11 protein-coding genes are annotated in these 14,559 nt (G+C 62.5%); 4 read left to right on the top strand and 7 right to left on the bottom strand.

Annotated elements, in window-relative coordinates; genetic code table 11:
• Positions 1–22: 22 nt before the first annotated feature.
• Positions 23–871 carry a prephenate dehydratase gene (locus tag RSO67_RS24545; RefSeq protein ID WP_315844351.1) on the top strand — a complete coding sequence of 283 codons (849 nt, stop codon included), beginning with the start codon at positions 23–25 and terminating at the stop codon, positions 869–871.
• A gap of 6 nt (positions 872–877) precedes the next feature.
• Here the strand turns inward: RSO67_RS24545 and RSO67_RS24540 are convergent, their stop codons facing one another.
• The 3 genes from RSO67_RS24540 to RSO67_RS24530 form a co-directional block, all read right to left on the bottom strand.
• Complete coding sequence (locus RSO67_RS24540) at positions 878–1,288, bottom strand: YciI family protein (RefSeq protein ID WP_315840957.1); 411 nt, start codon at positions 1,286–1,288, stop codon at positions 878–880.
• A gap of 77 nt (positions 1,289–1,365) precedes the next feature.
• On the bottom strand, positions 1,366–1,809 hold the full coding sequence (locus RSO67_RS24535; protein ID WP_315840956.1) for a VOC family protein: 444 nt from the start codon (positions 1,807–1,809) through the stop codon (positions 1,366–1,368).
• 42 nt (positions 1,810–1,851) lie between these two features.
• The gene (locus RSO67_RS24530; protein ID WP_315840955.1) at positions 1,852–2,868 is read right to left on the bottom strand and encodes an LLM class flavin-dependent oxidoreductase; all 1,017 of its coding nucleotides are present in this window, start codon (positions 2,866–2,868) and stop codon (positions 1,852–1,854) included.
• A 421-nt stretch (positions 2,869–3,289) separates the two neighbouring features.
• Here RSO67_RS24530 and metF point away from each other — a divergent pair, with 421 nt between their 5' ends.
• The 3 genes from metF (at position 3,290) to RSO67_RS24515 (ending at position 9,268) form a co-directional block, all read left to right on the top strand.
• Positions 3,290–4,189 (top strand): methylenetetrahydrofolate reductase [NAD(P)H], encoded by a 900-nt coding sequence (gene metF / locus RSO67_RS24525; RefSeq protein WP_315840954.1) that lies wholly within the window; start codon positions 3,290–3,292, stop codon positions 4,187–4,189.
• A gap of 4 nt (positions 4,190–4,193) precedes the next feature.
• On the top strand, positions 4,194–8,039 hold the full coding sequence (metH, locus tag RSO67_RS24520) for a methionine synthase (protein ID WP_315840953.1): 3,846 nt from the start codon (positions 4,194–4,196) through the stop codon (positions 8,037–8,039).
• 977 nt (positions 8,040–9,016) lie between these two features.
• Entirely contained in the window at positions 9,017–9,268 is a 252-nt protein-coding gene (locus RSO67_RS24515) for a hypothetical protein (RefSeq protein WP_315840952.1), read from the top strand.
• 87 nt (positions 9,269–9,355) lie between these two features.
• On the opposite strand, the gene glpK is transcribed toward RSO67_RS24515, so the two are convergent.
• The 4 genes from glpK to pimD all read right to left on the bottom strand — a co-directional run bounded on the left by glpK (position 9,356) and on the right by pimD (position 14,408).
• The gene (gene glpK / locus RSO67_RS24510; RefSeq protein ID WP_315840951.1) at positions 9,356–10,855 is read right to left on the bottom strand and encodes a glycerol kinase GlpK; all 1,500 of its coding nucleotides are present in this window, start codon (positions 10,853–10,855) and stop codon (positions 9,356–9,358) included.
• Between the two features lie 86 nt (positions 10,856–10,941).
• Positions 10,942–12,144 (bottom strand): NAD(P)/FAD-dependent oxidoreductase, encoded by a 1,203-nt coding sequence (locus tag RSO67_RS24505; protein WP_315840950.1) that lies wholly within the window; start codon positions 12,142–12,144, stop codon positions 10,942–10,944.
• Between the two features lie 136 nt (positions 12,145–12,280).
• Complete coding sequence (locus tag RSO67_RS24500) at positions 12,281–13,051, bottom strand: SDR family NAD(P)-dependent oxidoreductase (protein ID WP_089261580.1); 771 nt, start codon at positions 13,049–13,051, stop codon at positions 12,281–12,283.
• Between the two features lie 214 nt (positions 13,052–13,265).
• Positions 13,266–14,408 carry a pimeloyl-CoA dehydrogenase small subunit gene (gene pimD, locus RSO67_RS24495; protein ID WP_315840949.1) on the bottom strand — a complete coding sequence of 381 codons (1,143 nt, stop codon included), beginning with the start codon at positions 14,406–14,408 and terminating at the stop codon, positions 13,266–13,268.
• Positions 14,409–14,559 lie beyond the last annotated feature (151 nt).

The raw sequence follows: 14,559 nt of genomic DNA, 5'->3' as shown, positions 1-14,559 counted from the left end.
GACCATTCCCAAAAATCAGATCATGAAGATCGCATTCCAGGGCGAGCCCGGCGCCAATTCCCATATCGCCATCGTCGAGGCATTTCCGAATGCCGAGCCGCTGCCCTGCGCCACCTTCGAGGATGCGCTGGCCGCGATCACCTCGGGCGAGGCCGATCTAGGCATGATCCCGATCGAGAACTCGATCGCCGGCCGCGTCGCCGACATCCATCATTTGCTGCCGCAGTCAGGCCTGCATATCGTCGGTGAGTGGTTTCTGCCCATTCACCACCAGATGATGGCGCTGCCCGGCGCGAAGCTCACCGACATCAAGACGGTGGAAAGCCATGTCCACGCGCTCGGCCAGTGCCGCCGCATCATTCGCAAGCTCGGCATCAAGGCCATTGTCGCGGCTGACACTGCGGGCTCGGCCCGCGCGATTGCCGAACGCGGCGACAAGAGCTGCGCCTCGCTGGCCTCGCGGCTCGCGGCAGATATCTACGGGCTCGAAATTCTCGCGGAGGACGTCGAGGACGAGGATCACAACACCACGCGTTTCGTCATCCTCTCCAAAGACGCCAAATGGGCGCCGCAGGGCTCCGAACCGCTCGTCACGTCTTTTGTATTCCGCGTCCGCAACCTGCCCGCTGCGCTCTACAAGGCGCTTGGCGGTTTTGCCACCAACGGCGTCAACATGACCAAGCTGGAAAGCTACATGGTCGACGGTGAATTCTTCGCCACGCAGTTCTATGCCGATGTCGACGGTCATCCGGATGACCGCAGCCTCGCTTTCGCGCTTGAAGAATTGAAGTTCTTCTCACGCGAATTCAGGATCGTCGGCGTCTATCCGGCGCATCCGTTCCGCGCGACTTTCGGCGAGCCGACGTCGTAAGCAATTTCAGGGCGACGCCGGCCTGACATGATCGGTCAGCGCATGCGTCGCCGCCATCGGCGATCCCGGCAGGAATAACTGAACCGGCCGGATCTCATAGACCGCAGTCGGATTGACGCGGCGCAGATCGCGCGCGGTCGCGATTGCGTCCTCGCGGGTGGCGCGATCGACCACATAGAAGCCGAGCAACTGCTCCTTGGTCTCCGCAAAGGGCCCGTCGATGACGACGCCTGCACCGGGTCCGCGCAGGGTGAATGCACCCTTGGTGCCGCCGAGCCGCGCAGCCGGACCCATCTGGCCATCGGCTGTCAGTTTCTCGTGAATCTCGTGAAGACCAGCCATCACGGCAGTGTCCTGATCGGCCGTCCAGGACACGACAACGTCTTCGACGTGATAGGCCAGGATTGCATAGAGCATGGGTTATCCTCTGTTTCTTGGTGGCGCCGCCTCAAGGACGTTTCCGCAGTCCCGATTCCGACATTCCTCTCGAAACCTTACGACGCCTTGCAGATCGACGCATCCACCGCAACCAGCTCGACGATATTGCCGTCCGGATCCGTGACATAAATGGAGCGCCAGCCGATCCATCGGTGTTCGTAGGTGTTCGGCTTGAGACCCGCTTTCGTCAGGGCATCGAGAGCCGGCTGATAGTCCGATAACGCAATCTCCAGCGCAAAGTGATGCAGAGTGGGCGCCCGCAAATCGGGAGCGAGCCACTCCGTGTCATCACGATTGGACGGCTGATCAGCCCGGAAAAGACCAATGATGCGGTGATGGCCTTCAAAGCCACCCTCCACTTTGAGAAATACAATCCGATCGTCGAAGGCGCGCAGCAGACTAAGGCCTAGAACATCTCGATAGAAACTGATCGCGCGCGGCATATCGCTGACACGCAAAACGACTTCGCCAAGGCCACGCGGCGTCACCAGAGGTGCCATCATCCCCTCCTATTGTCGCGGCGCTCGCTGACCTCGCTGCGCCTAGGCTGCTGCTCTCTGCAATTGAAATACATCCGCCAACAGATCATAGGACCGCTTCCGCGCCTCATGATCATACATCGCGGTGATCACCATCAACTCATCGGCCTGGCATTCGCTGATCAGCGGCTGCAGCTTTTCCATGATTGTCGATGGACTGCCGACGAACAACCGTGAGCGATTGCGCGCGATCTTCATTTTTTCGCTGTCGCTATAAGGATAGGCCAGCGCCTCTTCGATACTCGGCAGCGGCGCATATTCGCCGCGGTCGCGGCGCAGGCGATTGAGATCGGCTGACGAGGCGAGACGCTCGGCCTCGGCATCCGTCTCCGCACAAATCACTGCGACGGCGAGAATCGCATGCGGCGCCTGCCGCCAGCCGGAGGACTTGAAGCGCGCACGATAATGCACCATCGCGTCGGCCGCATCATGGGATGCGAAATGATGCGCAAAAGCGAAGCCCATGCCGACCTGCGCCGCGAGATCCGAACTGTAGTCGCTGGAGCCGAGCAGCCAGAGCGGCGGCAGCGGCACGTCATTCGGCATCGCCACGACGTTGTTATAGGGATGACCTTCCGGGAATTGCCGCGTCTCCCAGAGCACCAGCTCGCTCAGCCGTTCCAGAAAGTCATCGCCTTCGCGTCCGGCGAGACGATTGCGCAGCGCATAGGCTGTCGCACCATCGGTGCCCGGCGCACGGCCGAGACCGAGATCGATCCGGCCGGGAAACAGCGCCTCCAGCATCTTGAAGCGCTCGGCCACCATCAGCGGCGCATGGTTCGGCAGCATCACGCCGCCGGAGCCGACGCGGATATGCTGCGTTACCGCGGCGATCTGCCCGATCATGATCTCCGGCGCGGGGCTCGCCACCGAAGCGAGGTTGTGGTGCTCGGCCAGCCAGTAGCGGACATAGCCGAGGCGATCGGCATGTTCGGCCAGATCGATGCTGTTACGGAGCGCACCCGCGGGCGGCGTGCCTGACGTGACGACCGAGAGGTCGAGAATGGACAATGGGATCATGGCGCCAAGCTAGTGCCTGCGCTGGAGAGGGCAAAGAGCGTTTTGGGCGACACACCCCTCCCCTCAAGCTAGCGGCAAAAGAGGGCGCAAACCGTGGGACATACTAAGCCATAATTTCATCCCGATACTACCTGCCCACATTTAGAAAACATCCTCTAAGCAACCATCTGGAGCTAAAATAAGCAAAATATGCACGTATTTGGACGAACACGACGGCGAGTCCCCTCTGCCCACACATCGAGAAAACTTTGAGATTATCTGGGTTTGAAAACCGATGTTGGGCCAATTCCCACCCCAAAACGGCTCAGGATGGGCTATCTGAATGCCGAACCTAAACTATCTTTGTGCAGTGCGGCCAAAGTCCCCGGGCTTGGCGCTAGAGACAACCGGTACCGCTAATCATGCGGTGGAGTTCGACGCGATGACCGAGATCAACCCGGCCACCCCCACCAAGCTTCCCAATATCTCCTTCGAGTTCTTCCCGCCGAAGACCGAGGAGATGGACCGCACCCTATGGGACACCATTGAGCGCCTGGCGCCGCTGAACCCGTCCTTCGTGTCGGTGACCTATGGCGCTGGTGGGTCGACGCGCGAGCGCACCCACGCCACCATCGTCCGTCTGCTCAAGGAGACCGCCCTCACCCCGGCGGCGCATCTGACCTGCGTCGGCGCGCCGAAAAGCGAAATCGACGATGTCGTGACCCGCTATCATGAGGCCGGCGTTCGCCACATCGTGGCCCTGCGCGGCGATCCGACCACGGGCATCGGCACGGAATATATACCGCACCCCGACGGTTACAAGACCTCCGCCGACCTGGTCGCCAGTATTCGTAACCGTTATCCCGATATCGACGTCACCGTCTCCGCCTATCCGGAGAAGCATCCGGAGAGCACCGACTTCGATGCGGACATCGATACGCTGCAGGCCAAAGTCGATGCCGGCGCGACCCGCGCCATCACCCAGGTGTTCTTCGATAACGATCTCTACTTCCGCTACCTCGACAAGGTCCGCTCCCGCGGCATCGATATCCCGGTGCTGCCCGGCATCATGCCGATGCATAATTTCAAGCAGGCGAGAGCCTTCGTCACCCGCGCCGGCACCACAGTGCCCGACTGGCTCGCCGCCAAATTCGACGGCCTCGATCACGATGCCGAGACCCGCAAGCTGGTGGCTACCACCGTCGCCGCTGGCCAGGTGCAGAAACTCGCCAAGCAGGGCGTCTCCGATTTCCATTTCTACACGATGAACCGCGCCGATCTCGTTTTCGCCATTAGTCACCTGTTGGGCTTCCGGCCGAACGGCGCGCAGAAAGCTGCCTGATCTCATGACCGTACCCGTTTCGCCGAAGCGTACCGAACTGCTTGCCGCCGCTGCCGAGCGCATTCTCGTGCTCGACGGTGCTATGGGCACCATGATCCAGGGTCTGCAATTCGACGAGGCCGCATTCCGCGGTGAGCGCTACAAGAATTTCCACCGCGACCTCCGCGGCAACAACGACCTGTTGATCCTGACGCAGGCCGACGCCATCGAGGACATCCACGCGCAATATCTGCGCGCCGGTGCCGACATCGTCGCCACCAACACCTTCTCCTCGACCTCGATCGCGCAGGCCGATTACGACCTGCAGGACATCGCCTATGAGATGAGCCGCGAAGGCGCGCGGCTCGCCAAGAACGCTGCCATTACCGTCGCTGCCGAGGACGGCAAGCCACGCTTCGTCGCCGGCGCCATCGGCCCGACCAACCGCACCGCCTCGATCTCGCCTGACGTCGCCAATCCCGGCTATCGCGCGGTGACCTTCGACGATCTGCGGATCGCCTATAGCGAGCAGATCAACGGTTTGCTCGACGGTGGCGCTGACCTTTTGCTGGTCGAGACCATCTTCGACACGCTGAACGCCAAGGCCGCGCTCTATGCCATCGCCGAAATCTGCGAAGCGCGCGGCATCGACGTGCCGGTGATGATCTCCGGCACCATCACTGACAAATCCGGACGCCTGCTGTCGGGCCAGATGCCCGAAGCGTTCTGGAACTCGGTGAAGCACGCCAGGCCCGCGACCATCGGCTTCAACTGCGCCCTCGGCGCCGAAGACCTGCGCGCGCATATCGCCGACATCGGCCGCGTCGCCGACACGCTGGTCTGCGCCTATCCGAATGCCGGCCTGCCCAACGAATTCGGCCAGTATGACGAAAGCCCTGAATTCATGGCCGGGCTGATCGGCGAGTTCGCCGCCAGCGGCCTCGTCAATGTGGTCGGCGGCTGCTGCGGCACCACGCCGGACCATATCGCGGCCATCGCCAAGGCCGTCGCGCCGCACAAGCCGCGCGTTGTACCGGAGATCGCACCGCTCCTGCGCCTGTCAGGTCTCGAGCCGTTCGAACTGACCTCGGCGATTCCCTTCGTGAATGTCGGCGAGCGCACCAACGTCACCGGCTCGGCTAAATTCCGCAAGCTGATCACCGCCGGCGACTACACCGCCGCGCTGCAAGTGGCGCGCGACCAGGTCGAGAACGGCGCACAGGTCATCGACGTCAATATGGACGAAGGCCTGCTGGATTCCGAAGCGGCGATGGTCGAATTCCTCCATCTCGTCGCGTCCGAGCCGGACATCGCCCGCGTGCCGGTGATGGTCGACTCGTCGAAATTCAATGTCATCGAAGCCGGCCTGAAATGCGTTCAGGGCAAGCCGATCGTCAATTCGATCTCGATGAAGGAAGGCGTGGAGAAATTCATCCACGAAGCCAAGATCGCGCAGCGCCATGGCGCCGCCGTGGTCGTCATGGCCTTCGACGAAGTCGGCCAGGCCGACACGTTCGCGCGCAAGACCGAGATCTGCAAACGCGCTTACGACATTCTGGTGGGTGAGCTGAACTTCCCGCCGGAAGACATCATCTTCGATCCGAACATTTTCGCCATCGCGACCGGCCTCGAAGAGCACAACAATTACGGCGTCGACTTCATCGAGGCGACACGCTGGATCCGCCAGAACCTGCCGCATGCGCATATTTCCGGCGGCGTCTCCAACTTGTCCTTCTCGTTCCGCGGCAACGAGCCGGTGCGCGAAGCGATGCATTCGGTGTTCCTGTATCACGCCATCAAGGCGGGCATGGACATGGGCATCGTCAATGCCGGCCAGATGATCGTCTATGACGACATCGATCCCGAGCTGCGCCAGGTCTGCGAAGACGTCATCCTCAACCGCGATCCCGGCGCCTCCGAACGGCTGCTCGAACTGGCCGAGAAATTCCGCGGCCAGACCAAGCAGGCGAAGGAACAGGATCTCACCTGGCGCGAATGGCCGGTGGAGAAGCGGTTGAGCCACGCGCTGGTGCACGGCATTACCCAATATATCGACGAAGACACCGAAGCCGCGCGCCTGACCGTCGCGCGCCCGCTGCATGTCATCGAAGGCCCGCTGATGGCCGGCATGAACATCGTCGGCGATCTCTTCGGCGACGGCAAGATGTTCCTGCCGCAGGTGGTGAAGTCGGCCCGCGTGATGAAGCAGGCGGTGGCTTACCTGATGCCGTTCATGGAGCAGGAGAAGGCCGACAATCTCGCCGCAGGGATCACCGGCGATGGCCGCAAGAATGCCGGCAAGATCGTGCTCGCGACGGTGAAGGGCGACGTCCATGACATCGGCAAGAACATTGTCGGCATTGTGCTCCAGTGCAACAATTTCGAGGTCATCGATCTCGGCGTCATGGTGCCTGCATCGAAGATCATCGACACCGCCAAGGCCGAAGGCGCCGACATCATCGGACTTTCGGGCCTGATCACGCCGTCATTGGACGAGATGACATTTTTGGCCGGCGAGATGGAACGGCAGGGTCTGAAGATGCCGCTGCTGATCGGCGGCGCGACGACCAGCCGTGTCCATACGGCGGTGAAGATCGATCCGAACTACCGCGCCGGCGCTGTGGTGCATGTCAACGATGCCAGCCGCGCCGTCGGTGTTGCTTCGTCACTGCTGTCGCCTGAGAAGAGCGTCGCCTATGCGGCCGAGGTGCGGGCCGATTACGCGAAGATCTCGGCGGCACATTTCCGCGCCCAGCAGGACAAGAAGCGCCTCTCGCTCATCGCAGCGCGCGCCAATGCGCATGTCGCGGACTTCAGCAAGACGGTGCGCAAGCCGACCTTCCTGGGCATCCGGACTTTCAGCGATTATTCGCTCGAAGAACTTGCGGCCTATATCGACTGGACGCCGTTCTTCCAGACCTGGGAACTGTCCGGCCGCTTCCCCGGCATCCTCACCGATAGCGTCGTTGGCGAAGTCGCGACGTCGCTCTATGCCGATGCGCAGAAAATGCTCAAGCAGATCGTTGAGGAGAAGTGGTTCACGGCGAAGGCAACCATCGGCTTCTGGCCGGCCAATGCCGTGGGCGACGACATCCGCCTCTATGCGGATGATACCCGCTCAACCGAGATCGCGACGCTCTACACGTTGCGCCAGCAGCTCGAGAAGCGCGAGGGCCGCTTCAACGCAGCGCTCTCCGACTTCATCGCACCGAAGTCGTCGAACGTGCCGGACTATATCGGCGCCTTCGTCGTCACAGCGGGGATCGGCGAGGACATCATCGCCGACCGCTTCAAGAATGCGAATGACGACTATTCGTCGATCCTGTGCAAAGCACTGGCCGACCGTCTCGCCGAAGCATTTGCCGAGCGCATGCATGAGCGCGTCCGCAAGGAATTCTGGGCCTATGCGCCGGACGAGGATATCTCGACCGACGATTTGATTCTGGAAAAATACCAGGGCATCCGCCCTGCTCCCGGCTATCCCGCGCAGCCCGATCACACCGAGAAGGCGACGATCTTCAAATTGCTCGATGCCGAGAACACCGCGGGCGTAACGCTCACCGAAAGCTACGCCATGTGGCCGGGCTCGTCGGTGTCCGGGCTCTATTTCAGTCATCCGGAAAGCTATTATTTCGGCGTTGGCAAGATCGAGCGCGATCAGGTCGAGGAATATGCCGCGCGCAAGAACATGAGCGTCACCGAGGTGGAACGCTGGCTGGCGCCGGTGCTGAACTACATTCCGGGTGCCGGTGCCGAGCCTGCGCTGGTCGCCGTACCCGCACCGGCCAATGACGAACTCGCGACCCATCCGCCAGGATGTAACTGCGCGGTGCATTTGATGTATCGCGGCAAGAAGGTCGGAGCGAAGTAGATAAGTCCTGATTGAGACGCGCCACTTGGTGATGATCTGCGCTCTCTCCACACGTCATGGCCGGATGGCGCGAAGCGAGCTTCGCGATGCTCTCAGGTCTACCACCACGTCATGGCCGGGCTTGTCCCGGCCATCCACGTCTTATGTCCCTTGCGGCCAAGGCGTGGATACCCGGCATTCGCCGGGCATGACGGCGGGGTGTGGGGTGACGACGGAGCGTCACGTTGCGTCCGATTCAACTGTCATACATCCACTCCCCTTCAGACATGCGTCATCACCCCTATTGTTTGCGGCGCGGGGGCGCCGTCGTCTCTTGCATTCCCGCCCCCTTGTGAGAGGGCGTGCGGAACGCCGGGTGCCCGTTGCACCCTTGGGCCTGATGCGATGCGGTCTTCCGCAAGGGGGTAATGCATCAGGACTTTCGGAGGCGCCGAGCGAGTGCCCAGCGTTCCGCCTGCGGTGTTTTTTCGGCTTGCTTGCACTTTGCCTTGGCGAACGATCCGATCACCAAAATGATGGTCCCAGGGCGGAGGGACAGGGAGCCTCAAGCGAGTAAGCCGGACGCGTTTTGACTTGGTCGTCCGTCACACTGTCCAGGGGTTTGTCCATCCCAAGGCCAAACATCTCCTTGCCAGTGGCAGTGCTGGCGCAGATCCGTCCTGCCCGAAGACAGACGTCACCCCCAAACCGCGTAACGCCGCATCTCCGGCGTCCACCGCATCCCACCCCGCGAACGTGACGATCGCGATCGCCCCTCTCGGTGGGGCAGGACAGAGAGGATAATAATCCATAAGGGAATATTGTCAATAAAGGGGAAGGAATATTTTGCACCCTTCGTATCTCGCCGTCATCGCCTCAACGCACCGCGGTCGCTGCTGACCACCCCGTCGTAACCGTTATTTCAACCGCCTGGCAATGGAACAAAGCGGATGACCATAGCTTGTTGCCTGCGCAATGTTTGCGTTTGGAGGGTTGAAATGAAACGTACCATGATCGCGGCAGCGGCGGCGGGGCTCCTGGGTCTCGGCTTGATGCTTCCAGCGAACGCCATGCCGGTCGGTGGGCTTGCGCCTGCGAGCACCGCCAGCGACATCATCCAGGTTCGTGGTGGCCATGGCGGCGGACATCACGGCATGCATCGCGGCGGGCGTGGACATCACTACGGCTGGGGCCGCGGACGCGGCCATCACTATGGGTGGTCGCGCGGACGACACCGCGGCTGGCGCTAACGAACAACATCAGGCGCGATCAACCTGACATAAACATCATGAAGAGCCGCCTGCACGGGCGGCTCTTTCTGTTTCGCGAGCAAATTTTCAATCTTTGCCCGGATCGCTCGCCAATACGCCCTTCACCGCCTGCGCCCAGCCCTTGAGCTTGCGGGATCGTGTAGCTTCACTCATCACCGGACGGAAGCGGTGTTCGAGCCGCCAGTTGTCAGCGAATTTGGCGGGTTCGGGAAATACGCCCGCCTTGAGACCGGCGAGATAGGCAGCACCCAGTGCGGTGGTTTCCTGGATCATGGGGCGATCGACGGGGGCATTCAGCAAATCGGCGAGACGCTGCATGGTCCAGTCCGACGCCGTCATGCCGCCATCGACGCGCAGAACAACAGTAGCGGCGGAGACGTCCGGCCAGTCGGCGCGCATCGCCGCGTAGAGATCACGCGTCTGATAACAGACGCTTTCCAGCGCGGCATGGGCGAGTTCGGCCGGGCCGGTGTTGCGCGTCAATCCGAACAGCGCGCCCCGCACATCGGGATTCCAGTAGGGCGCACCGAGGCCGACAAAGGCCGGCACCAGATAGACCGACTGCAATGAATCGTTCTTGTCGGCAAGCGGCCCGCTTTCGGCGGCACTCTTGATGATGCCGAGACCATCGCGCAGCCACTGCACGGCGGAGCCGGCGACAAAGATCGAGCCTTCCAGCGCATAGGTGCGCACGCCGTTGAGTTGATAGGCAACCGTGGTGAGCAACTTGTGCTTCGACGCTACTGGAGTGGTGCCGGTGTTGAGCAATGCGAAACAGCCGGTGCCGTAGGTGGACTTGATCATGCCCGGCGCAAAACATGCCTGCCCGATGGTGGCGGCTTGTTGATCCCCCGCGATGCCGCCGATCATGATGGAGCCGCCGAACAGGTCGGTGCTGCCGAAATCGGACGACGAGTCCTGTACCTTCGGCAACATCGCCTTGGGCACGCGCAGCAGCTTCAGCAGTTCGTCATCCCATTCGCCGGTGTGGATATTGAAGAGCTGCGTGCGCGAGGCATTGGTGGCGTCGGTGGCATGCACCTTCCCCGCCGTCAGCCGCCACAGCAGATAGCAATCGACGGTGCCGAACAGCAATTCGCCGCGCTCGGCGCGGGCGCGCGCACCGGGCACGTGATCGAGAATCCAGGCCACTTTGGTACCGGAGAAATACGGATCGACGATCAGGCCGGTCTTCTGCGTGATCAACGGCTCGTGGCCGTCGGCCTTCATCTGCGCGCAGATCTCGGCCGTGCGGCGGTCCTGCCAGACGATGGCGCGGTGCACGGCCTGGCCGGTGACGCGATCCCACACCACCACCGTCTCGCGCTGATTGGTGATACCGATGGCGGCAATATCCTTCGCGGTCACGCCAGCCTTCGTCATCGCCTCGCGGCAAACGGCCAGCGTCGAGGTCCAGATATCCTCGGGCTCATGCTCGACCCAGCCGGAGGCCGGGAAATGCTGCGGGAATTCCTGCTGCGCGGAGGCCGCGATCGAGATGTCGGCGCGGAAGATCATCGCGCGCGAGGATGTGGTGCCCTGATCGATGGCCATCACGAAAGACATAGGCGTTTCTTCCCGAAAGATTGTGGTCGCGTTGTGTTGGGAGGGGCAGGCAACCGGATTAGCGCAAGCGCGTCAAGCGGCGGCGGTCAGGTCGCCGAGTCGATCATCATGACCAGAGCGGACGCGACCATCGCCAGTTCGCGCGGCAGCGTCTCGCGGGCCCGCCGCACCATGCCCTCGCCGAGCCGGCCGAAGAAACGTGCCCAGCGCTGCGCGCGCCAATACAGCGAATTCTCGACAGTGACTGAGCGCAGCTTGAACGCCTTGCCGGTGGCCCAGGCGTCGCATTCCAGCTTCAGAGGATCGGCGTAATATTGCGCGATCTTGTCGGCGCCCATGCCATCGGTCGCGAGCCAGTTCGGGATGTGCACGCTGCAAAGCTGCGCGACATCCGTGAACACCTTGTCGGTGCCGCAGCCGCTGCCGGGGCATGGCGACGCAAACGCATCGCCCACCAGCACGACACCGGGCTGGACCACATTGTCGCTCTCATAGAGATCGATGGGGCGGATCCTGATATCGCCGGATATCTTGTAATCACCGATCAGCGCACGCAGCTTCGGCAGACAGGCGTCAAGCGCCGTCTCCGGCGTCCGGCGCATCTGGCGAATCCAGGGATCGTCAGTCTCGCGATAGACGAACAGGTTGCCGCGCATCGTGTCGCCGATCGGGAACAGCGTGACATAGGCGGTGCGATGAACCGTGGTTTCGGCAAAGTAGGTCAGCGCCGGAAAGGCGAAACGTTCACGGCCGACGGGCGCGATATCGAAGCCCACCGAGATCGAATGATTGGCCGAGATGACCGGGCGACCGATATTGAGCTGATTGCGCAGGCTGACGCTGGCGCCATTGGCGAGCACAACGAGACGCGCGGAAATCTCCTCGCCATTGGAGAGGCCGATGGTCTGGCGATCATCGGATGTGGCGATCGACGTCGCCTTGGCGTGAATGGTTCCGACAGATGACGGGATCTGGCCACGCACGGTGTTGACCAGCGTGTCGTAGAGAAAGCCGTGCTGCTGGCTGGGGCGCTTGTCGATCACACGGCCGAAGCGCGCGATCCAAATCTCGTCGTCATGGGTGGCGGCACCGAGCACGGCATCGACGAGACCCGTCTTGCGCAACCGCTCGAGCTGAACGCCGCCGCTGATCTTCTCGCAGCGGAGCTCAGGCGGATGGACCTGATGCGGCTCGATCAGGATCGCGGACACACCGGCGCGACCGAGCATCGCCGCAGCCGTCGACCCGGCGAGGCCGCCACCAATGATCGCGATATCCGTCTGCCGCACGGGAACTCTCCAGCTGCGGCTATCCGTGCGCCCGAAATGTTAAAAAACGGGAAAGGATTGAGGCAGGCGGCAAGTGGCTACCGCCGGAGGTTTGTTTCGGACGGTTTCAGGCTACCGGAAGTGGAAAAGCGGGAAATTACACCGATGCGGTCGTCACGCCGCCGTCGATGACGATGGTCTGGCCGGTCATGAAGGTGGAGGAATCCGAGCCGAGATAGGCGACGGCGCCGGCGATCTCATGGGGCTCGCCGATCCGGCGCAGCGGCGTGGTCGCGGTGCGGCGCTTGAGATTGGCCTCGTCTTCCCACAGCGCTTTCGCGAAGTCGGTCTTCACCAGTCCAGGCGCGATGCAATTGACGCGCACGCCCTTGGGGCCCCATTCGCCGGCGAGACTGCGGCACAGGGAGAAGTCGGCAGCCTTGGAGATGCCGTAGGCGCCGATCACCGTGGAGCCGCGCAGGCCGCCGATGGAGGAGATGATGACGACGGAGCCCTTGCCGCGCTCGGCCATCGCCGGGATCGCCTTGGCACAGAGCCAGATGTTGCTCTTGACGTTGGAGCCCATGATCTTGTCGAAGGCTTCGTCCGCGATATCGAGCAGCGGGCCGTAATAGGGATTCACCGCGGCATTGCAGACCAGAATATCGATCGGGCCGTAGTGTTTCACGGTGCCGTCGATCAAAGCTTCGACTTCATCGCGGCGCGAGATGTTGCAGGGAATGACATGGGCATCGCCGCCATTGGCCTTGATGCCATCGACCACGGCCTGACAGGCATCGGCCTTGCGGCTGGAGACGACAACCTTGGCACCGAGGCTGGCGAGCAATTCCGCGGAGGCCTTGCCGATGCCGCGGCTGGAACCGGTGATGACGGCGACCTTGCCGGTGAGATCGAAGGGATTTTTCACGGGCGGTCTCCTGTCTGTTGATTGAAGTGGCGGCGGCGCGCGGTGCCCTCGCCCCGCTTGCGGGGAGAGGGTGGCGTGGACGAAGCCCGCGACGGGTGAGGGGGACTCTCAGCGAGCTCGGAGCGTATGGAGAGCCCCCTCACCCGTCACTCACATGCTTCGCATGTAAGTGACGACCTCTCCCCGCAAGCGGGGAGAGGTTAGCAGGCAAGCCCTACTCCGTGATCCCGCCCGCCTGCGCGACGCGGCGCAGGTGATAATCGGCATCGCCGAACTGCTGCTCGATCATGGTCAGCCGCTTGAAGTAGTGGCCGATCTTGTACTCCATGGTCACGCCGACGCCGCCATGCAGCTGCACGCCGCCCTGGCCGACGAAGCGCGCGGAGCGGCCGATCTGCACCTTGGCAGCGGCGACCGTCTTGGTGCGTTCGTCGAGATCGGTGAAGCTCGACGCCATCGAGGCCAGGAACGACATGCTGCGCGCGGTCTCCAGCGCGGTGAACATGTCGGCCGCGCGGTGCTGCAGCGCCTGGAACGAGCCGATGGCGACGCCGAACTGCTTGCGCTCCTTGATGTACTCGACGGAGATCTTCAGTGCCTCTTCCATCGCGCCGACCGCTTCGGCACACAGTGCGATGCGGGCGTCATCGACGACCTGATTGACGATCGACAGGCCATCCTCGGCATTGCCGATCGCGGCGTCAGCGCCGACCTCGACATTGTTCAGCTTGATATCGGCGGCGCGGCTGCCATCCTGCGTCTCATAGCCCTTGATGTCGACGCCCTTGGCATTGGCGGGCACCAGGAATACGCCGACGCCCTTGGCATCGCGCTGGCCACCAGCGGTGCGCGCGGTGACGATCAGCGTATCGGCAGTATCGCCGTGACCGACGACGAACTTCTCGCCGGACAACGTGTAGCCCGAACCGCTCTTCTTGGCCGACGTCACGACGTCACCGAGATCGTAGCGCGAGTCGCGTTCGACCTGCGCGAAGGCCAGCGTCTTCGAACCGTCGATCACGCCTGGCAGATGCGCGGCGCGCTGTTCGGCCGAGCCACGGCGCAGGAAGCCGCCGCCGAGCACTACCGTGTCGAGATAGGGCTCGACGACGAGATTGCGACCCAGTGCTTCCATCACGATCATGGTCTCGATCGGACCGGCGCCGAAGCCGCCGTCGTCTTCCGAGAACGGCAGACCGAGCAGACCCTGTTCGGCGAACTTGCCCCAGACATCGCGGCTCCAGCCGCCCTTCTCAGCGCGGTACTTCTTGCGAGCCTCGAATTCGTAAGACGATTTCAGCAGGCCGTCGACGCTGTCCTTGAGGAGGCGTTGCTCCTCCGACAAATCAAAATCCATGGTCTTTCTCTTTCGGATCGCGCGTAACGCGCGTGTGAATGTGTTTGAGCTCCCTGACCTCTCCCCGCTTGCGGGGAGAGGTCGAAGGCGAGCGAAGCGGGGCCTTCGGGTGAGGGGGACTATCCGCGGGCACCGAGCCGGCGGAGGTTCC

The organism is Tardiphaga sp. 709 (assembly GCF_032401055.1).
In the GTDB taxonomy this organism is placed as follows: Bacteria; Pseudomonadota; Alphaproteobacteria; order Rhizobiales; family Xanthobacteraceae; genus Tardiphaga.
The sequence above is the reverse complement of the archived record's forward strand: the minus strand, read 5'-3'. Positions and strand labels throughout refer to the sequence as shown.